18 protein-coding genes are annotated in these 18725 nt (G+C 67.9%); 10 read left to right on the top strand and 8 right to left on the bottom strand.

The window, feature by feature from the left end:
* Nucleotides 1-55: 55 nt before the first annotated feature.
* From BLU18_RS03725 to BLU18_RS03715, 3 genes are read left to right on the top strand one after another with little or no spacing between them, the layout of a single operon-like run.
* Nucleotides 56-430 carry a YlbF/YmcA family competence regulator gene (locus BLU18_RS03725; RefSeq protein ID WP_092631652.1) on the top strand — a complete coding sequence of 125 codons (375 nt, stop codon included), beginning with the start codon at nucleotides 56-58 and terminating at the stop codon, nucleotides 428-430.
* Between the two features lie 31 nt (nucleotides 431-461).
* On the top strand, nucleotides 462-1085 hold the full coding sequence (locus BLU18_RS03720) for a MinD/ParA family ATP-binding protein (protein WP_092631649.1): 624 nt from the start codon (nucleotides 462-464) through the stop codon (nucleotides 1083-1085).
* A gap of 20 nt (nucleotides 1086-1105) precedes the next feature.
* A complete protein-coding gene (locus tag BLU18_RS03715) occupies nucleotides 1106-1729 on the top strand; it encodes an RAD55 family ATPase (protein ID WP_092631646.1) in 624 nt (207 codons plus the stop codon).
* On the opposite strand, the gene BLU18_RS03710 is transcribed toward BLU18_RS03715, so the two are convergent.
* Entirely contained in the window at nucleotides 1730-1990 is a 261-nt protein-coding gene (locus BLU18_RS03710) for a DUF8049 family protein (protein ID WP_092631643.1), read from the bottom strand.
* Between the two features lie 43 nt (nucleotides 1991-2033).
* A complete protein-coding gene (locus tag BLU18_RS03705; RefSeq protein ID WP_092631640.1) occupies nucleotides 2034-3020 on the bottom strand; it encodes an FKBP-type peptidyl-prolyl cis-trans isomerase in 987 nt (328 codons plus the stop codon).
* Nucleotides 3021-3112: 92 nt separating this feature from the next.
* Between BLU18_RS03705 and cyaB the strand changes: the two genes are divergently transcribed.
* The 4 genes from cyaB to BLU18_RS03685 are packed head-to-tail and all read left to right on the top strand — an operon-like array spanning nucleotide 3113 to nucleotide 6648.
* Nucleotides 3113-3655 carry a class IV adenylate cyclase gene (cyaB, locus tag BLU18_RS03700; RefSeq protein WP_092631637.1) on the top strand — a complete coding sequence of 181 codons (543 nt, stop codon included), beginning with the start codon at nucleotides 3113-3115 and terminating at the stop codon, nucleotides 3653-3655.
* A 59-nt stretch (nucleotides 3656-3714) separates the two neighbouring features.
* On the top strand, nucleotides 3715-4941 hold the full coding sequence (locus BLU18_RS03695; protein ID WP_092631634.1) for a methionine adenosyltransferase: 1227 nt from the start codon (nucleotides 3715-3717) through the stop codon (nucleotides 4939-4941).
* A 37-nt stretch (nucleotides 4942-4978) separates the two neighbouring features.
* Nucleotides 4979-6169 (top strand): tRNA sulfurtransferase, encoded by a 1191-nt coding sequence (locus tag BLU18_RS03690; protein ID WP_245697873.1) that lies wholly within the window; start codon nucleotides 4979-4981, stop codon nucleotides 6167-6169.
* Between the two features lie 23 nt (nucleotides 6170-6192).
* Nucleotides 6193-6648, top strand: a complete 456-nt coding sequence (locus BLU18_RS03685) for a DUF5804 family protein (RefSeq protein WP_092631631.1) — start codon at nucleotides 6193-6195, stop codon at nucleotides 6646-6648.
* Here the strand turns inward: BLU18_RS03685 and BLU18_RS03680 are convergent, their stop codons facing one another.
* Together BLU18_RS03680 and ligA are read right to left on the bottom strand one after the other, a co-directional pair.
* Complete coding sequence (locus tag BLU18_RS03680) at nucleotides 6649-7548, bottom strand: PLP-dependent cysteine synthase family protein (protein ID WP_092631628.1); 900 nt, start codon at nucleotides 7546-7548, stop codon at nucleotides 6649-6651.
* 48 nt (nucleotides 7549-7596) lie between these two features.
* Nucleotides 7597-9636 (bottom strand): NAD-dependent DNA ligase LigA, encoded by a 2040-nt coding sequence (gene ligA / locus BLU18_RS03675; protein WP_092631625.1) that lies wholly within the window; start codon nucleotides 9634-9636, stop codon nucleotides 7597-7599.
* 97 nt (nucleotides 9637-9733) lie between these two features.
* Between ligA and BLU18_RS03670 the strand changes: the two genes are divergently transcribed.
* Nucleotides 9734-10096 carry a thioredoxin family protein gene (locus BLU18_RS03670; protein WP_092631623.1) on the top strand — a complete coding sequence of 121 codons (363 nt, stop codon included), beginning with the start codon at nucleotides 9734-9736 and terminating at the stop codon, nucleotides 10094-10096.
* On the opposite strand, the gene BLU18_RS03665 is transcribed toward BLU18_RS03670, so the two are convergent.
* Nucleotides 10093-12261 (bottom strand): thioredoxin domain-containing protein, encoded by a 2169-nt coding sequence (locus BLU18_RS03665; RefSeq protein ID WP_092631620.1) that lies wholly within the window; start codon nucleotides 12259-12261, stop codon nucleotides 10093-10095. The two genes, BLU18_RS03670 and BLU18_RS03665, sit on opposite strands and share 4 nt — an antisense overlap.
* Before the next feature lie 112 nt (nucleotides 12262-12373).
* Here BLU18_RS03665 and BLU18_RS03660 point away from each other — a divergent pair, with 112 nt between their 5' ends.
* Nucleotides 12374-13450, top strand: a complete 1077-nt coding sequence (locus BLU18_RS03660; RefSeq protein WP_176791172.1) for an ATP-binding protein — start codon at nucleotides 12374-12376, stop codon at nucleotides 13448-13450.
* A gap of 13 nt (nucleotides 13451-13463) precedes the next feature.
* Here the strand turns inward: BLU18_RS03660 and BLU18_RS03655 are convergent, their stop codons facing one another.
* Both BLU18_RS03655 and BLU18_RS03650 read right to left on the bottom strand, forming a co-directional pair.
* Nucleotides 13464-14774, bottom strand: a complete 1311-nt coding sequence (locus BLU18_RS03655; RefSeq protein ID WP_092631614.1) for a hypothetical protein — start codon at nucleotides 14772-14774, stop codon at nucleotides 13464-13466.
* A 52-nt stretch (nucleotides 14775-14826) separates the two neighbouring features.
* On the bottom strand, nucleotides 14827-15072 hold the full coding sequence (locus BLU18_RS03650; RefSeq protein ID WP_092631611.1) for a hypothetical protein: 246 nt from the start codon (nucleotides 15070-15072) through the stop codon (nucleotides 14827-14829).
* A 71-nt stretch (nucleotides 15073-15143) separates the two neighbouring features.
* On the opposite strand from BLU18_RS03650, the gene BLU18_RS03645 reads away from it, so the two are divergent.
* The gene (locus tag BLU18_RS03645; protein WP_092631608.1) at nucleotides 15144-16742 is read left to right on the top strand and encodes a phospholipase D-like domain-containing protein; all 1599 of its coding nucleotides are present in this window, start codon (nucleotides 15144-15146) and stop codon (nucleotides 16740-16742) included.
* Nucleotides 16743-16763: 21 nt separating this feature from the next.
* Here BLU18_RS03645 and BLU18_RS03640 read toward each other — a convergent pair whose 3' ends face one another.
* A complete protein-coding gene (locus BLU18_RS03640) occupies nucleotides 16764-18683 on the bottom strand; it encodes a Hef-associated nuclease (RefSeq protein WP_092631606.1) in 1920 nt (639 codons plus the stop codon).
* Nucleotides 18684-18725 lie beyond the last annotated feature (42 nt).

Genomic DNA, 18725 nt, shown 5'->3' with positions numbered 1-18725 from the left:
CTTCCCCGGCCAGCGAGGCGGCAAATTGAAGCGACTGGCGCGACGAGAGAGAGACATGAGCACGAACGTCTCGAAGCTCGAGGACCTCGGTCACGAACTCGGCGAGGAAATCGCCGACACGCCCGCGTACCAGCGATTCGAGGAGGCGAAGGCAGCCGTCGAGAACGACGACGAAGCCCAAGAGAAGATTGCAGAGGTCGAGCGACTCCGCGACGAATTCGTCGCCGCCCGCGAGACGGGCGAGGCGACCCAATCCGACATCGGCAAACTCCAGCAGGCCCAGAACGAACTCCACACCATGCCTGTGATGGAGGAGTACCTGAACGCACAGGAGGCGCTCCAGAACCAGCTCGAAGCCGTCAACCGCGCCATCTCCGAGCCGCTGGCGGTCGACTTCGGCGGCGAGGCCGGCGGCTGCTGTCACGACTAGCTTCTTATCCGGTCGGGCGGCCACCCGCCCCATGCTCGCTATCGCCGGTGGCAAGGGCGGCGTGGGGAAGACGACGACGGTACTCGGCCTGTCGACGGCGCTTGACGCGCCGGTCGTCGCCGCGGACGCCGATCCCGACATGCCGGATCTGCACGCGCTCGCGGGCGTCGACCGCACGCCGACGCTCGCCGCCGTCCGCGAGCACGACGTTCCGACCGTCGCCCAGCCACACCCCGACGACTCGGCCGTCACGCTCCTGCCGGCGCCGCGACTCGGCGATGCCGACGCAGTCGACCAGTCGCTCGACCGGTTGGCCCGGAGCGACCGGCGGGCCATCGTCGACTGTCCGGCGGGCGCCGGCCCGGACGCCGCGGCACCGCTTCGCCGGGCCGACGCGACGCTTCTCGTCAGCACGCTCTGTGCGCCCGCGCTTCGCGACGCCGCGAAGACGGCGGCCATGGCCCGCACGCTCGACGCGCCACCAGTCGGGGTGGTGTTGACGCGCACGCGGGCGTCGCCCGAGGCCGTCACCGAGTTGCTCGGCTGTCCGGTCGTGGCGTCCGTTCCGTCCGCCGAACCGCCGATTCTCGACGACGAGGCCGCTCGGGCGGCGTATCGGCAGCTCGCAACCTCCTTTGGCGAAGACATATTATGATGCCGTCCGTATGAGGAATGATGGCTGACCGTCTTCCGACGGGTATCTCCGTTCTCGACCGGCAGCTCGACGGCGGCATCCCGCCGGGGAGCATCTTGCTTCTGACTGCCGACCCGGCCAGCCAATCCGAATCCCTGCTCTATGAAATCGCCGCCACGCGCGGGACGCTGTACGTGACGACGGTCCGCTCCGAGCAGGCGGTCCGCGACGCCGTCGACCGCTACAGCGGCGGCCTCGACCGCCTGACGATTCGCGACGCGGGCGACTACCCGCCCATCGACAACGCCACCCGTCTCGTCAAGGACCTCCCCGAGAGTTCGAACTTGCTCGTCGACGTGGTCGACCCCCTCGAAGAGGCCGACCCCACCCGATACCGGGCGTTCCTCAACGAACTCCAGACCCACATGGTCAACACGGGGTCGATAGCGGTGTTGCACGCGATGCATCGCGACGCACCGGAGAATCGGGCGCTCACCGAGCACATGGCCGACGTGGTGTTCGACCTCAAGACCGACACCGACGGGTCTCAAATCGTCAACCGACTGGCTGTCCCGAAGTTCCGTGGCGGTGGCTCGCTCGAAGAGACGATCAAGCTCAAACTCACCGACGGCGTCACCATCGACACCAGCCGCGACATCGCCTGATTACGTCGCGAGGTAGGCACCGGTCGCAACCGTCACGACGGCGGTCAGCACCATCCAGAGCCGCGGGTTCTCGAACGCGCTTCCGGTCGACCCCTTGCCCAGAAACAGGTAGCCGAAGTAGACGGCGATGGGCGAGAGACGAAGGAGGGGGCTAGCGGCGATACCGAGTCCGTACCGAAGCACGAGGGAGAGCGCGACGGTACAGCCCGCCGCGACCGCCGCGACGCGGAGGTCCGCCGCCACGTCCGCTGAGATATTCATGGTCGACCGTCGGTCGGCCGATACAAGAACGCGCTGATGTCGACTACTCGTCGAGGTCTTCTTCGAGTTCGTCGACGATTTCGTCGGCGTCGACATCGACGTCTTCGAGGGCTTCCTCGACGTCAGCGCCGCCGGCGCCGCCCATACCGCCCATCATACCGCCCATGCCGCCCATCATGCCGCCCGTGCCGTCGATGGTCTCCTGGACGATGACGCGGTCGAGGCCGAGTCGGTCCATGACCTGTTGGGCGATCTGCTGTTTCTGGAAGAGCCACTGCTGGTTCATCGTCATCTGCGGCGTGGCTTCGATGTACAGCGTCTCTTTCTCGACCGTCTGGGTCTCGGTCTCGTACTCGGGCTCTGCGTCCTCGTCGTCGCTCTCGACTTCGACCTGAACCTCCTCTTCGACCTCGTCGGTCTCGATCCAGACCTCGGGCGCGTGGTCGAGGTGCATGCCGAGCAGGCCCTGCGCCTGTTCCTCGGGGTCGTCGACGACGTCGACGATTTCGTACTCGTATTCGAGGTCCTCGCCGGCGAGGGGGTGGTTGAAGTCGACGCGGGCGCGCCCGCCGATGATGGTCTCGACGTGGCCCTGCTGGCCGTCGACGTTGACGTGGGCGCCGGGGTAACGGTCGTCCTCGTCGATCTTGTTGGCGCTGACGGTGCGCACGTCGTCGGGGTCGAACTCGCCGAAGGCGTCGACGGCGTCGATGTGGACGGAGCCGGTGTCACCGACGTCCTTCCCGATGAGGTCCTCGTTGACGTCTTCGAAGACGTGGCCGGCGCCGACGACGATGATGCGCGGACTGAACTCGTGGTCCTCGTCGTCGATACCGGCTTCTTCCGCGACGTCCTCGTAGGTCGTGTCGACCACGGTGTCGTCGTCGACCGTGCGGACGGTGTAGTCGATACGGACGAAATCGCCGTCCTGAAGGCCGGACTCCGCGGCCTCGGGTTCGGTCTCCGTCGCTGTCTCCTCGGGGTCATCGGCCGCGTCGGAATCGACCGATTCGGCCTGTTCGTCACTCATACTGGCTACAACTCCCGTGCGACCCTTAAGAATCACGTTTCCTGTCGGGCGCTCGTCGCGGGGCTTTTGTCGCCCGCCAACGACCCCCGGGTATGTACGAAGTCGAGTTGAAGGTCCGAGCGAGTCACGACGCGGTCCGCGACCGACTCGCGGCGCTCGGAGCCGACGCCGTCGAAACCGTCGTCCAAGTCGACACCTACTACGACGCCCCCCACCGCAACTTCGCGGCGACAGACGAGGCGCTCCGCATCCGCCGCGAGACCCACGACGACGAGTCGACGACCCGCGTCACGTACAAGGGACCGCTCGTCGAGGAAGCTTCGAAGACGCGCCGCGAGATAGAGACGGGCGTCGACGACGCCGACCGACTCGACGACATCTTCGAAGCGCTCGGCTTCTCGCCCGCCGCGGTGGTCGAAAAGGAGCGGGAGCGCTACGCGCTCGACGAGTTCACGGTCACGCTCGACACTATCGACGACCTCGGTGAGTTCGTCGAAATCGAACGCGAAGTGCCCGAAGACGCGGTCGAGACCGTCCGCAACGAGGCCATCGACCGCCTCCGTGACCTGAATCTCGACCCCGACGACCAGATTCGCACGTCGTACCTCGGACTACTATTAAATTCCTCTGAGTAATACTTCTGCGTCGAAAGGTTTCCGCAAGTTATAGCACCCGGTGGCGCGAAGTACCGTCGATGAGCGATCGGAACATTCGTATCGAGTCCGTCGACCGCCGTGCGGTCGAGGACCAAGAGGTGGAAATCGTCGAGCGGAAGGGAATCGGACATCCCGACTCTCTCTGTGACGGCATCGCTGAGAACGTCTCGCGTGCCCTTTCGAAACTCTATCTCGACCGTGTCGACAAGGTACTGCACTACAACACGGACGAGACGCAGTTGGCTGCGGGGAGCGCCACGCCCGCCTTCGGTGGCGGCGAAGTCGTCGAACCGATTCACGTCCTCATCGTCGGGCGCGCGACCCGACACTACGTGGACGAGGACGGCACGGAACACACCCTGCCCGTCGACTCGGTGGCCCTCTCGGCCGCCCGTGACTACCTCGCCGAAACCGTCCCGGAACTGGACTTCGGCACCGACGTGGTGGTCGACGTCCGACTCGGCGAGGGGAGCGGCGACCTCCAGACCGTCTTCGGCGAGGAGGGCGCCGCCGTCCCGATGGCCAACGACACGAGTTTCGGCGTCGGACACGCCCCCCTGACCGAGACGGAACAGATAGTCCTCGAAGCCGAGGAACACCTCAACGGCCCCTACGCCGAGGACCACCCCGAACTCGGCCCCGACGTGAAGATTATGGGCAAGCGCGAGGGCGACCACATCGACCTCACCGTCGCGGCAGCGATGGTCGACCGCTACCTCGACGACGCCGACGACTACCACGACGCGGTGGCGTCCGTCCGCGAAGCGGTCACGGACCTCGCGGAAGCCTCGACCGACCGCACGGTCGGCGTCGAGGTCAACACCGCCGACAATCCCGACAAGGGGAAAGACGGCCTCTACCTGACGACGACCGGCACCAGCGCCGAACAGGGCGACGACGGCTCCGTCGGCCGCGGCAACCGCGCGAACGGCCTCATCACCCCCAATCGACCGATGAGCATGGAGGCCACGAGCGGTAAGAACCCCGTCAACCACATCGGCAAAATCTACAACCTGCTCAGCACGCGCATCGCCGAGGCCGTCGTCGAAGAGGTGGACGGCATCCGCGATTTCCGCGTGCGCCTCCTCAGCCAAATCGGCCGCCCTATCGACCGCCCGCACGTCGCCGACGGCTTCGTCGTCACCGACGACAGCGTCACCCTCGCCGACATCGAAGCCGACGTCGAGGCCATCGTCGACCGCGAACTCGCCGCCGTGACGGACGTGACCCGCGACGTCATCGAGGGCGACATCCGCACCTTCTAATCGAACCAGTCTAGTACGCCCGCGGTCTACACGGTTCGTGACCGTGGCCGACACCCACCCGACGACCGTCCTCGCCAGTTTCGGCGAACTCGCCACGAAGAGCCGCGAGGTCCGCGGGAAGATGACGCGCCGCCTCCGGGACAACGTGGCCGCCCTCCTCGACGCCCGCGGCGTCGACGCGACGGTCGAGCGAGAGTGGGCCCGCATCGTCGTCCACCCCGCCGACCCCGCCGACACCGACCGCGCCGCCCGGGTCACCGCCGACGCGATGGGCGTCGTCTGGGCCCGCCCCGTCGTCCACCGCCCCGCGCGTCTCGACGCCATCCGCGAGACGCTCGCCGCTCTCGCCCGGGACGCCTCACCCGTCGACACCTACGCCGTCCGCGCCACCCGCGCCGGCGAAGCCGACGAACACGACTTCTCCAGTCGCGATGTCGAACGCGAGGCGGGCAGCGCTGTCGGCGACGCCACCGACGCGACCGTCGATTTGGACGCCCCCGACCGAACCTACTACGCCGAGGTGCGCGACGGCGACGCCTACCTCGCGGCGACGAGCTACGAGGGGCCGGGCGGCCTCCCCCTCGGCACGCAGGACCCCCTTGTCGCCCTCGTCAGCGGCGGGCACGACTCCCCCGTCGCCGCCTACGAGATGATGCGCCGCGGGGCGCCAATCGTCCCCGTGTACGTCGACCTCGGCGTTTACGGCGGCCCCGACCACGAGGCGCGGGCCGTCGCCACCGTCGGTCGCCTCGCCGCGTACGCGCCGAACTTCGACTTCCGGGTACACGTCGTCCCCGGCGGCCCCCTCGCCGAGACGCTGGTCGAGTCAGTCAACGACACGCGGATGCTCTCGTGGCGGCGGGCGCTCCTCCGCATCGCCGAAACCGTCGCCGAACGCGAGGGCGCCGTCGGCATCGTCACGGGTGAGGCGCTGGGACAGAAGTCGAGTCAGACGGCCGCCAACCTCGCCGCGACCGACGCGGCGGTCGACCTGCCCGTGCATCGCCCGCTAATCGCGTGGGACAAGCCCGACGTTCTCGAACGGGCGCGGGCCATCGGGACCCACGAGGACTCGTCGGTCCCCGTCGGCTGTGAACGCCTCGACCCGCCCTTCCCCGAGACGGGCGCGACGCTGGAGGCCGTCGAAGCAGCCGAACCGGACGACTTCCTCGACCGTGCGGCCGCCGCCGTCGACGACCGGCGACTCGTCGACCCCGAATCGCTTTAGGCCCCCGCGCCGACTGTGTACCCGTGACGCAGGTGTGTCTCGTCGGTGACGACGCCGTCGACCTCCGGTACGAACTCCTCTCGCGGGAGACGGCGCGGGCGGCGCTCGCCACCTACGACCTCCACGAGCCGTTCGCCAATTCTGTGGCCGTCGACACCGTCAGCCTCGGCGCGGCCGTCTCCCTCCTGAACGACCTGAACTGGTATCTGGTCCGCTTCGCCGACTACGCGCTCGTCCGCGAGCCGAGCGTCTCGACCGAGGAGTGGCTCTCCCGTGACCTCGCGGAGCGGATTCGCGACGGCGACTGCGACCCCGAGGCGACCGACGCCTATCTCCGCATCCACGGCATCGACGGCGACGACCTCGTCGAGCCGATGTACGCCACGCGCGTCGAGGGCACCATCCCGGAGTACGACCTCCGCGACGTGGACGACACGCTCGTCGTCCGCGTGACGGAAGCCGAATTCGGCGGCGCGTAACTACTCGTCGTCGAACAGCCCCGTCGACATGTAGCGCTCGCCGCTGTCCCAGAAGACGGTCACGACAAGCGGGTCGTCGAGCGTCTCGGTCAGGCGCTCCGCGACGCGTTTCGCGCCGAGACTCGACGCGCCGCTCGACTGCCCGACGAGGATGCCCTCCTCGCGAGCGAGGCGCCGACACTCCGCTTCGGCGTCGGCGAGCGTGACGTTCTCCACGTCGTCGAGCAGGTCCATGTCGACGTTGTCAGCGATGAACTCCGGACCCATCCCCTGGAAGTCGTTCTCGCCCGGATTCCCGGTCAGGAACTGGTTGGATTCGGGCTGGACGCCGACGACCGAGAGGTCGGGATATTCCTCTGTCAGCCGTCGCCCCGTCCCCGAGATGGTACCGCCGGTGCCGACGCCACAGACCAGCGCGTCGACGGGGCGGTCGGTCTGCTCTATAATCTCGGCGCCCGTCGTCTCGTAGTGAGCCTGCGGGTTCGCGGGGTTCTCGAACTGGTGCATCTGGACCATCCCCTCCGCTTCGAATTCGTCCGCTCGCGCCTTCGCCTCATTCATCTCGCCGTCGACGAGTTCGAGTTCGGCGCCGTACGCTTTCATAATCTGTCGGCGCTCCGGCGACTTCGAGGCCGGCATCACGATTCGCACGTCGTAGCCCTTGGCGGCGCCGACGACGGCCAACCCGATGCCCGTGTTCCCGCTCGTGGGTTCGACGATGGTGTCGCCGGGTTCGAGTTCGCCCGCTTCCTCGGCGGCTTCGACCATCGCCAGCGCCGGGCGGTCCTTCGCGGACCCGCCCGGATTCTTCGACTCGATTTTCGCTGCGACGGTCGCGCCCGCCGGCGACTCGATTTGCACCAGCGGCGAGCCGATGGCGTCGAGAACGCTGTCGTACATGGAACCTGATTCGCGGCGGGCGCCTAAATCGGTGGTGAATGTTTGGAGCTACAGCTGCGAGAGAATCCGCTCCTCGAACGCGTCGGGGTCGAGCGTCGCCACGCCCTCCTCGGCCGCCTGCGACTGCTTTCGTGCCCCCGGATTCTCGCCGACGACGAGGTAGTCCGTCTCGCCGCTGACCGACGACGTGACGTTCGCGCCGTGGGTTTCGAGGAGCTCTGTCAACTCGGCGCGGGTGTAGCCGGGGACGCTCCCCGTGAACACGAGCGTCAGTCCCTCCAGTTCCTCCCCCCTGTCGCGGCGCTCGGGGGTGACGCCCGCATCGAGGAGTCGCTCGACCATCTCGACGTTCGACTCGATGTCGAAGAAGGAGACGACGGCCTCGGCCACCTCGGGGCCAACGTCCTCGACGGCCTGCAGGTCCTCGACGCTCGCGTCCAGCAACGCGTCGAGCGAGAACGCGCCCGCGAGCGCCCGCGCTCGCTCGGTGCCGACGTGCCGAATGCCGAGGGCGTAGACGAACGTCGCCAGCGCCACGTCCGTGCTCGCGTCGAGTTCATCGAGGAGGTTCCCCGCGGAGCGTTCGCCCCACCCCTCAAGCGCGACCAACTCGTCACGGTTGAGGTCGTAGAGGTCCGCGGGCGACTCGACCAGTCCGGCGTCGACCAACTGGTCGGCGGCCTCCGCCCCGAGTCCCTCGATATCCATCGCGTCGCGCGAGCAGAAGTGTTCGAGCGAGCGCCGCAACTGCGCGGGACACGACGCGTTCGTACAGAAGTGGTGTTCGCCCTCTTGCACCACCTCGCTGTCACAGACGGGGCAGGTGTCGGGCATCTCGAAAGCGCCAACCTCGCCGCCCTCGACCACCTCGACGACTTCGGGAATCACGTCGCCCGCTCGCTCGATTTCGACGCTCGCACCCTCGGTGACGCCCAGTTCGCGGGCTTGGCCGGCGTTGTGGAGCGTCGCCCGACTGATGGTCACGCCCTGTACGTCCACGGGTTCGAGGAGGACGACCGGCGTCAGCTTCCCCGTTCGCCCGACTTGGACGACGATTCGCTCCACGGTCGTTCGTCCCGTCCGCGCGGGGAACTTGTACGCGAACGCCCACCGGGGGTGGCGGGCGGTCGACCCCAACTGCTCGCGCGCGTCGAAGTCGACCACCTTGGCGACGATGCCGTCGATTTCGTACTCCAAGTCGTCGCGCTCGGCCATGAGGCGGTCGCGGTAGTCGAGGACGGCGTCCACGTCGTCGACGACGGTCGTCTCGTCGTTGACGCGAAAGCCCAAGTCACGGAGTAAGTCGAACGCTTCCGTCTGCGAGCCGAGGTCGGCGGACGTGTCGATGACGTCGTAGAAGAAGGCGTCGAGCGGTCGGTCGGCGACCGTCTCGGGATCGAGCAGGCGGACCGTCCCCGCCGCCGCGTTGCGGGGGTTGGCGAAGGGGTCGTCGCCGCGTTGGACACGGCGCTCGTTCAGTTCCTGAAAGCCCGTCCGGGGCATGTACACCTCGCCCCGGACGGCGAGGGAGTCCGGCGCCGACGCCGGCAGGTGGAGTGGGACGCTCCCGATGGTCCGGACGTTCGCGGAGACGTCTTCACCTTGCTGGCCGTCGCCGCGGGTGACCGCTCGCTCGAAGGCGCCGTCTTCGTACACCACCTCGACGGAGAACCCGTCGAACTTCGGCTCCGCGGAGTAGTCCACGTCGCCCACCGCCTCGCGGATGCGACGGTCGAACTCTCGAATCTCCTCGCGCTCGCCCGACGACTGTAGGCTCAGGAGGGGCGCGACGTGGTCGACCGTCTCCAGTTCGTCCAGCGGTTCGCCGCCCACACGCTGGGTCGGCGAGTTCTCGTCGTGCAGGTCGAAGGCGTCTTCGAGGCGGTCCAACCGCGCGAACAGCGCGTCGTAGGCGGCGTCCGAGACGACGGGGTCGTTCTCGACGTAGTAGCGGTAGTCGTGATACTCGACCGCCGCGCGCAACTGCGACACCTGCTCGCGGGCCGCCGACGCGTCCAGTTCCTCGACCGGCGTGAATGACGTGTCCGGGGCGTGTACGTACGGGTTGTCCGCTGGTTCCTCGACCATCTCGCTGTCGGGAGAGGGGGCGCCGGGTAGGAATAGCCAGCGACTCGGTAGCCGCGCGAACGCGAGGGTTAAACCCCCGGGCGTGGTAGTGACGCGCATGTCTCTGGAAACGATGGAGCCGACTGGCGAGTGGAGCGGCAGCGACGACGTTCTCGACGCCCTCGGGCGCGAGGGCCTGACCTACCTCGTCTGGGGTGGCGACTGGTGCGGTGACTGCCAAGACCAGCTCCCGACGTTCGCGGCCGCTCTCGACGCCGCGGGCGTCCCCGACGACCGAATCGAGGAATTCGCGCTCGACGAGGACAAACAGGGCGAGGGCGTCGAGGCGTACGGCATCGAGTTCATCCCCACCGTCGTTGTCGAGCGAGACGGCGAGGAGATTGCCCGATTCGTCGAGGAGGAACCGGAGGGCATCGCCGCCCACCTCGCCGACAAGATTGCCGCCGAGTCGACGGCCTAATTAAACCAGTCGAGCGCCGCGTCCAGGTCCGTCTGGGGCGGCGAACACGTGAAGTCACGGCAGACGTAGGCCGTCGGCTGTCCGTCTTCTGCGTCGCGATTCGCCCAGATGGGCGGCGCCTCGTCCAGTCCGAGTTCGTCCAGCCACGCCGTCAGGTCGTCGTCACTCGCCGGACGAGGTGCGACGACGCCCGTCGGGAGCGGTGTATCGGCCAGCGTCTCTCGCCACGACGCCGGAATCTCGTCGGCGGCGAGCGTCAGTTCGACCGGGCCGCGAGTGTGGGCGTCGGCCGCGAGGACGAGCGACGCGTGTTCGAGCGGGCCGCTCCGAATCCGGTCGGCGTGGGTCGCCAGTAGGTCCTCGGCTATCTCGTCGAATCCCTCGTCCGGGGCGAAGAGCGCGAGTTCGTCGAACAGTTCCGCGGCGGCGCCGAGACTCGACGGCGTCGACTGGTCGGTCAACTCCTGTGGTCGCGTCACCAGTCCCTCGCCGCTCGCTGGCGTGTAGTAGAGCGTCCCCGCCTCCGCGTCCCAGAACTCCTCCCGAATCACCCGCGCCAAGTCGAGCGCGAACGCGAGATGGCTCACCTCGCCCGTCACCTGATAGCAGTCGAAGGCGCCTCGCGCGAGGAAGGCGTAGTCGTCGAGGTAGCCGTCCACCTGCACGTCGCCGCCCTTGAACCGTCGGAACAGCCGTTCATCCTCCGCGTCCCAGAGGGTGTCGCGGACGAAGGAGAGTGCGTCCGTCGCGGTGTCGACGAGCGCCGGGTCGAGCGTGCGCGCCCCCGTGGCGATGGCGGAGATGGCGAGGCCGTTCCACCCCGCGAGTATCTTCTCGTCGCGGGCGGGGCGCGGGCGCGACGACCGGGCGTCGAACGCTCGCGTCCGGGCGGTCATCAGCGTGCGTTCGACCGTCTCGACCGACAAGTCGTGCGCCTCGGCGAGTTCGTCGTACCCCATCGCGACGGTGAGGACCGTCGTGCCCCCCTCGAAGTTGCCGCCGGTCTCGACGCCGTAGCGGTCACAGAACAGGTCCGCCGCCGTCTCGGCGTCGACGCCGTCGATTGGCTCCTCGCCCATCGCCTCGCGCACCTCCTCGGGCGTCCAGACGTAGAACGCGCCCTCCTCGTCTTCGGGGTCGTCGCCCTCGTTGAGGCGGGACGGCGGCGTCTCGCTCTGGGCGTCGAGCGTGCTGTAGAAGCCACCCTCTGGGTGCTGGAGTTCGCGTTCGAGGAAGGCCACCGTCTCCGTGGCGACGCGGGCGTAGCGGTCCGCGTCCATCATTTGGGCCGCCTCGAAGTAGACGCGCGGAATCTCCGCGTTGTCGTAGAGCATCTTCTCGAAGTGCGGGACCGTCCATTCCTGGTCAGTGGCGTAGCGATGGAAGCCGCCGCCGACGTGGTCGTAGAGGCCGCCGGTGGCCATGGCGTCTAACGTCTCGCCCGCCACCGTCGCGGACGTGTCGTCGCCGTCGAGCGTCGCCGCCCGAAGCAAGAGGTCGAGGCGTCGGGGCTGGGGGAACTTCGGGCCGCCGCCGGTGCCGAACCCGCCGTGCGTGCGGTCGGCGCTCCGCACCACCGCCGCCGTCGCCGACTCCAAGAGGTCGGACTCGGGTGGCTCGCCCACCGACTCCGGCGTCGATTCGAGTTCGTCCGTGATGGCCTTGGTCCACTCGTCCGCCCGAGTCTCTATCTCCTCGCGGTCCGTCTGCCACGACTTCGTGATGTCTTTCAGCAACTGCAGGAAGCCGGGGCGGCCACGCTGTGGCTCTCGCGGGAAGTACGTCCCGACGTAGAAGGGTTTGCCCTCGGGCGTGAGGAAGACGGAGAGGGGCCACCCGCCGCCGCCGGAGACGAGTTGGCAGATGGTCTGGTAGACGCTGTCGACGTCCGGTCGCTCCTCGCGGTCGACCTTGATGGGGACGAACTGCTCGTTGAGAACGGTCGCCACCTCCTCGTCTTGGAAGCTCTCGGACTCCATGACGTGACACCAGTGACAGGCGGCGTAGCCGACAGAGAGGAAGATGGGCACGTCGTGTTCGCGCGCGGCCTGGAGCGCTGTCTCGTCCCACGGCTGCCAGTTGACGGGGTTGTCGGCGTGCTGTTCGAGATAGGGGCTGGCCTCCTCGTTGAGGCGATTGCGGTCCGTCGGCGTCGGCGCGGTCATAGTCGCGAGTCGGCCCCCAGACAGGTATACTCTCGGCTCTCGACTCGCCCTCCCGTCACCGAATAGAAACGATATGGCCAACCGTTTTGTAGGAGCTTACCGATTTCGGGGCATGGACGTACCGGCGTGGGAACGACGACTCGCCGGTCACGCACCGTCGCTGATTGCCGTCCTCGGTGGGTTGGTGGCCGTCGTCGCCGTCGCGCAGTTCCTTCGCGATATCGAAACGTTGGGCGTCGGCGTCTTCCCCGTCGTCGCTCTCGGCCTCTGTCTCTCGCTCTCGGCCGGCCTGTTCGGACTGGGTCGCTGGCTCGCAAACAGCGACCTCCCCGTTGCCGACACGTGGACCGTCGCCCGCTGGTGTCTCGGCGGGATGGCCGGATTCGGCGCGCTCGCCGCGCTGACGATAGGTATCCGCCTCGCCGAGGGACAGGTCGTCGACGGCGCGGCGCTGACCCTCGTCGTCATGGCGTCGGGTGGGGGCATCGGCGGCGGCGTCGCCGGGATTTACTACGCTCGAGCGACACTCGCGGCACGAGAAGCCGACCACCGCCGCGACGCCCTCGTCTTCCTGAACAGCCACCTCCGACACAACGTGTTGAACGCTGCGCAGGTGATTCAGGGCTACACGGACCTGCTTGCCGACCGCACTGACGAGTCGAGGTATCTCGACCCCATCGAACGCCGGAGCGCCGCCATCGCGTCGCTCATCGACGACATGAAAGAACTGGCCGACCTCTTCTCGGGCGAGCACACGCCGACGGCGCTCGACATCTCGACCGTCATCCTCCGCGAAGTCGAACACGCCCGCGAAACCCACGAGTCGGCGACGTTCGACGTGGATATCCCTCCGGAACTGTACGTGCAGGCGACCGGCGCCGTCTCTGCCGTCTTCGCGAACCTCATCCAGAACGCCGTCGAACACAACGACGCCGAGTCGCCGTCCGTCACCATCCGCGCCGACCGCCACCCGCGGACGGTGTCGGTCCACATCGTCGACGACGGCCCTGGCATGCGCGACGAGGTGAAGGCGACCCTCTTCGACTCGGCCATCGAATCCGGCGAGGGCCGGGGCATCGCACTCGTGAAGACGGTGATGAACCACTACGGCGGCGACGTCCGCGCTCGCGACAACGACCCGCGGGGCACGGAAGTCGTCGTGGAGTTCCGCCGGCCGCCATCGCGCTGACGCCGTGGTGGCTTCAGGGACCCAGATACCCCCACGCGAGCAAGCGGTCGCCGTCGCCGTCGATCCATCGCTCGCCGATGTCGTCGCGGTAGTACAGGTTCGGCATCACGATGTCGTCGAGTCGGCCGTACGCCTGCTCTCGGGCGGCCTGCATCGTCTCGCCCTTCCCGGTCACGACGACTGGCATCCCGTTCTCGCCGGCGACGCGCCACTGGTCGTCGACTCGCTTCGCGTCTTCGAGGTGGATTCCCTCGCGGCTCTCTGTCTGGAACACGACGGCTGCGTTGCGAGAGTTCTCGTCGTACGTCTTCTCGTCGTCGAACGGGAACGGCGGGAGCACGACACGGACCCCGATCTGGTAGCCGTCGTGGGTCTCCAACTCAGGGTCGTTGCCGTGGGCGAGATCGTGGAAGAACTCGGCCGTCGAGGACTCGAAGGACTCCTCTTGGAGCGCGATGGTCGGATAGCCAAAGCGTGGCGTGAACTCCAGCGGATAGATACCGCTCTCGTTGACGATGCAGTTGAGGTCGATGCTGCCGACGTAGCCCTCCTCGGCCAGCCATCCCTCCAACTCCCCGAGTGTCTCCTCGAACAGGTCGTTCCGGCCCGCCCAGAACATCGAGGTGCCCATCTCGCCCGTCGAGGGTCCGATGTTGCCCGGGAACAGCTTCTTGTGCTCGAAGTTGAAGTTGACCTGATCGACGAATCGCTCGCCGTCGAAGAAGCCACAGACCGCGACTTCGACGCCCTCGACTTTCCGCTGGAGTTGGAAACCCTTCATCCGGTGGCCCCACGCTTTCTCGTACGCGCGAAGGACGTCCACCACGTCGCTCCCGTCGTCCTCGTTGCCGACGTAGAGCAGGCGCTTCACGTTCTGGACCTCACCGAGCGGTTTGATGACGTACGGTGCCGGGTGCTCCCGAACGTGCTGGATTCCCGCCTCGAAGTCGTGGAAGACGTGATGTTCGACGGTGTTGACGCCGTGTTCTTCGAGCACGTCCATCGCGTAGCCGCGGTCCTCTTCGAGGCGGTCGGTGTTCGGCGTGCCACCGACCACGGCCTTCCCTCGCTCCCGGAGCTCGTCGGCGATGGCTCCCGTGCCGATATCTGACCCGACCCAGATGTCGTCGAAGATTATCACGTCGGCCCACTCCACCTCCGCGCGCCAGTCGTCCGTCTTGGGTACGAACCCGTCGCCGATTTCCTGGTCGGTGTCGGCTTCGATGTAGTATCGCACCTCGTGGCCCTCGCGGTGGACTTGCCACGCGAGGTCGGTTATCAGGGCCGCGTCCAGCGAAACGAAGAGGAACCGTCGGGTCTCCATACGTCACCGACACGCGGCGGCGACAAAATCTCTCCGCCGGCTTTCGTCGTGCCTATCGACCCAGAAACGTCGCGACGAACAGGAGCGCGAACCCCAGCGAGACGCAGAGACCGCCGATGCGTCCGAGCCACGTGTGTTCGCGGATTCCGGCGTCGCTCGCGTCGAGGCGGTAGTCCTGAAACTCCGGACTGTACTGCACGTAGCTCGGATACTGGAAGAACTCGACGAAGACGAGCGCACCGCCGAGGGTTCCGAGCGCGGTTCCGAGCAGTCGAAGCGTGTTCGCGACTGCGACCATACTCGTAGGGCGGGCCGAGTGACGGCAAAAACCCACCGACGTTTATCCGTGGTGACGCGGCCACCACGCCCGTGTCCCGAGCGCGCTCACTCGCCGCGTTCGTCTGCGTGCTGTTGCTCGTCGTCCCCGTCGCGAGCGGCGTCGGGGGCGCAGCGTCCCAGACAGACCCCGCCATCGTCGCCGCCGTCCCCAACCCCGTCGCCGACGGCGACGCCGGCGAATTCGTCGTCCTCGACGTGCCGAAGACGGGAGGCAACTGGACGCTCGGCGACGGCGAACGCATCGTCTCCCTGCCCGCCGACCGCCCAGCGACCAGAGTCGCCGTCACCGCCGACCCGAACGCGACACGGCGACTCACCGACGAGCCGGTCGTCGCCGTCCCCCACCTCGCACTGGCGAACGGTGGCGAGCGTCTCCGCCTCCGGCGTAACGGGACCGTCGTCGCGTCGCTTGACTACCGGGACGCCCCCGACGGCGAGCGACTCGTCCGCACCGACGACGGGACTCGGTGGCGCCCCGCCGGCTACCAGCCACGCGACGTGACTCGTCACGGCCCCGCATGTGTCACCGGCTTCGTCCTGCCGGACTCCCCGGACGTTCCCCTACAGACGCTCCGCGACGCCGAGCGTCGCCTCTATCTCGCCGGCTACACGTTCTCCAGCGAGCGGGCCACCGACGCCCTCGTCGCCGCGGAGCGACGCGGCGTCGACGTTCGCGTCCTCGTGGACGCCGACCCTGTCGGTGGCCGGACGGCCCGCGGCGCCAAGGCACTCGACCGCCTCGCCGCCGCCGGCGTCGACGTGGCGGTGCTTGGCGGGCCGCGCGCCCGCTTCGATTACCACCACCCGAAGTACGCCGTCGTCGACGACCGGGCGCTCGTCTTGACGGAAAACTGGAAACCCGCCGGCGTGGGCGGGCAGAGTAGTCGCGGGTGGGGCGCGCTCGTCGACTCGCCCACCGTCGCCACCGACCTCGCCGGCCTGTTCCGCGGCGATTCCGGGTGGGTCGACGCCGTGCCGTGGCGCCAGTACCGACAGGGCCGGACCTTCGAATCCGGCGCGGCCGCCCAGGGGTCCTACCCCTCGCGGTTCGACCCGACGACTGCGACGGCCAGCGAGGTTCGCGTCCTGACTGCGCCCGGCAACGCCGGGTCGGCCCTCGTCGGTGTCATCGACAGCGCCGACGAACGGGTGGACGTGATTCAGCCCACCGTCGGCGGACGACAGGAACCACTCTTGCGCGCGACGATTCGTGCGGCCGAACGCGGCGTCGACGTGCGTGTCCTCCTCTCGGGGGCGTGGTACGCCGCCGAGGAGAACGCCGCACTCGTCGAGTGGTTGAACGACCTCGCCGAGCGTCGCGGCCTCCCGCTCACGGCCCGCGTCGCCGAGCCAGACGGTCGCTTCGAGAAGATTCACGCGAAAGGCGTCGTCGCCGACGACGTGGTGGTCGTGGGGAGCCTCAACTGGAACGCGAACGCGCGCACGGAGAACCGCGAAGTCGCACTCGCGATTCGGAGCGAGACGCTGGCGACGTACTTCCGCGAGACGTTCGTCGCGGACTGGCGCGGCGGCGGTGGCGGCCGCTCGGTCTGGCTGGTGGTCGCGGGCGCACTCGCGGCGCTGGTGCTCGCCGTCGTCGTCGCCCGCAAAACGATTCGATTCGACTGACGGTGATGACTACAACCCGTCTCAGTCGGAGCCGTGCGCGTCGAGCGCCGAGGCACTCGACAGGGCTTCGTCGAGTTCCGCGTCGGCCATCTTCTCCACGAGGCGGTCGATGACCTCGCTTCGCATCCCCTTCACGAACTTGATGGAGCCGACGACGAGGTGGCCGCCGCCGGAGACGCCGCCGCCGACGACTTCCTCGTCGAGTTCGGCGACCATCTCCGGGATGTCGAGGCGCACGCCGTCGGAGCGAAGGACGGCGAAGTCAGGCCCGTAGCCGATGGTGATGACGGGGTCGCCCGTCTCCTCGACCTTCCGGTCGTGGAGGTTGCCCGTCGTCTTGCCCGGCGCGGGGTAGGTGAATCGGTGTGCGAAATCGTCGAGGTCGACCCGGTAGAGGTGGGCGTCGTTCGACAGTCGCTCGTGTTCGACGTGGGGGTCGAGTGCGGCGAGCTGGCGGTCGATGTCACGCTCCGCGCGGTCGGCGAGGAAGTCGACGAGTTCCTCGTGGCGCCCCGCCTCGTCGCAGTCGACGTTGAGCACGTCGCTCACGAGCGTCTTGCCCTCGCTGTAGCGGAGCCAGTGAGCGGCGTAGTCGAGGGCCTCGCCGATGCGGACGAGCGCCGAGCGGTCGTAGCCGGCCTCGTTCGCTAGGTCGACGAACTCGGACATCGCCTCGGCTTTCGACCGGTCGGCCAGTCCCGCGACGGCGGGGACGTGCCGCAGTTCGTCGGTCATCTCGGGGTCGATCATCCGCGCGAGTTCGACACACATCATGCCCGTCGTGATGCGGTAGTCCTCGTCGCGGAGGTAGGGGTTGACGTGGGCGTCGAGGAGGTGGTCGACCGCATCCGGGTCGGGGTGGTGGTGGTCGACGACGACGATGGGCACGTCGTAGTGAGCGAGGTTCTCGTAGGCGGGCACGTCCTCCTCCGTGCTGCCGTTGTCGAGCATGAGCAGGAGGGGAAGCTTCTGCCCGTGTCGCTCGCGGCCTTCGAGCGCGAAGTTAAGGTCGCGAGTCACGTCCTCCATCTCGTAGTACGGCGCCTTGCTCGGCAGGCGCTTGATGAGGTGACGGGGGGCGTCCTCGTCGTCGTGGACCGAGCGGATGAAGCGCTCGAGTGCGACCTGGACCGGCAGCGAGGCACACATGCCGTCGCCGTCGGCGTGGTGACGGACACGAATCGGGCGCCCTTCGAGGACGGTCCGGCGGAGCTGTCGGGCCACCTCACGGAGGTCCGGCCGGAGCTTGTCGAAGGCCTCCCACTCGACGATGGGGTCGACCTCGTGGGGGGTGGCTCGCTCGGCCAGTCCGGCATCGATTCGCTCGCGCACCTCGTCGGCCGTCTCGCCGTCGAGCGGGGTGAGCGACGACACTTCTATCTGCGGACTTCCTTCGTGTTCCTCGACGGTCCCCGAGATTCGGACGGGGTCGTCGAGTTCCACGTCGGGGTAGGCGCGGACGCCCGCGTCTTCGAAGGCAGTACAGGCGACGATGCCCGTCTCGTCACAGCACCGGAACACGGTCGGGCCGGCGGTCTGTTTGATCTGGCTCACGGTCGCCTCGATGGTGGCTGTCTCGCCGATTTCGAGTTCTTCGATGGGCGTAATGCTCGGCTGGTGGTCGACTGCTACCGTGCGGTAGTCGTCGAGCGTTGCCTCTTCGAAGGCCATATCGCCGTTGTCTCGAATCTCGTCGAGGCGGACGAGCAAGCGGTCGCCGACGTCGTACTCGCCGGACAGATTCGACTCGTGGACGAGGCCGGACACCTCGTCGGAGAGGTCGACGAAGACGCCGTAGGCGACGACGCCGTTGACGACGGCGTGGTAATACTCGCCGACCTCGACGTCGTCGGCCGTGCAATCGGGCGCGAGATCGTAAACGACGGGACGGGAATCCTCGTCCGCGTCGATGCCGGAATCCCCGGCAGTCCCTGCGGTCATACCTCTGTGTGACGGGCGCCCGAAGTTAAGCCTTGCAGAATC

Source organism: Haloplanus vescus, from assembly GCF_900107665.1.
Classification (GTDB): Archaea; Halobacteriota; Halobacteria; order Halobacteriales; family Haloferacaceae; genus Haloplanus; species Haloplanus vescus.
The sequence above is the reverse complement of the archived record's forward strand: the minus strand, read 5'-3'. Positions and strand labels throughout refer to the sequence as shown.

Excerpts from the sequence above, each read along its gene's own strand:
- BLU18_RS03725 (WP_092631652.1), top strand. The coding sequence starts at position 56 with ATGAGCACGAACGTCTCGAAGCTCGAGGACCTCGGTCACGAACTCGGC.
- BLU18_RS03720 (WP_092631649.1), top strand. The coding sequence starts at position 462 with ATGCTCGCTATCGCCGGTGGCAAGGGCGGCGTGGGGAAGACGACGACG.
- BLU18_RS03715 (WP_092631646.1), top strand. The coding sequence starts at position 1,106 with ATGGCTGACCGTCTTCCGACGGGTATCTCCGTTCTCGACCGGCAGCTC.
- BLU18_RS03710 (WP_092631643.1), bottom strand. The coding sequence starts at position 1,990 with ATGAATATCTCAGCGGACGTGGCGGCGGACCTCCGCGTCGCGGCGGTC.
- BLU18_RS03705 (WP_092631640.1), bottom strand. The coding sequence starts at position 3,020 with ATGAGTGACGAACAGGCCGAATCGGTCGATTCCGACGCGGCCGATGAC.
- cyaB (WP_092631637.1), top strand. The coding sequence starts at position 3,113 with ATGTACGAAGTCGAGTTGAAGGTCCGAGCGAGTCACGACGCGGTCCGC.
- BLU18_RS03695 (WP_092631634.1), top strand. The coding sequence starts at position 3,715 with ATGAGCGATCGGAACATTCGTATCGAGTCCGTCGACCGCCGTGCGGTC.
- BLU18_RS03680 (WP_092631628.1), bottom strand. The coding sequence starts at position 7,548 with ATGTACGACAGCGTTCTCGACGCCATCGGCTCGCCGCTGGTGCAAATC.
- ligA (WP_092631625.1), bottom strand. The coding sequence starts at position 9,636 with ATGGTCGAGGAACCAGCGGACAACCCGTACGTACACGCCCCGGACACG.
- BLU18_RS03670 (WP_092631623.1), top strand. The coding sequence starts at position 9,734 with ATGTCTCTGGAAACGATGGAGCCGACTGGCGAGTGGAGCGGCAGCGAC.
- BLU18_RS03665 (WP_092631620.1), bottom strand. The coding sequence starts at position 12,261 with ATGACCGCGCCGACGCCGACGGACCGCAATCGCCTCAACGAGGAGGCC.
- BLU18_RS03660 (WP_176791172.1), top strand. The coding sequence starts at position 12,374 with ATGGACGTACCGGCGTGGGAACGACGACTCGCCGGTCACGCACCGTCG.
- BLU18_RS03655 (WP_092631614.1), bottom strand. The coding sequence starts at position 14,774 with ATGGAGACCCGACGGTTCCTCTTCGTTTCGCTGGACGCGGCCCTGATA.
- BLU18_RS03650 (WP_092631611.1), bottom strand. The coding sequence starts at position 15,072 with ATGGTCGCAGTCGCGAACACGCTTCGACTGCTCGGAACCGCGCTCGGA.
- BLU18_RS03640 (WP_092631606.1), bottom strand. The coding sequence starts at position 18,683 with ATGACCGCAGGGACTGCCGGGGATTCCGGCATCGACGCGGACGAGGAT.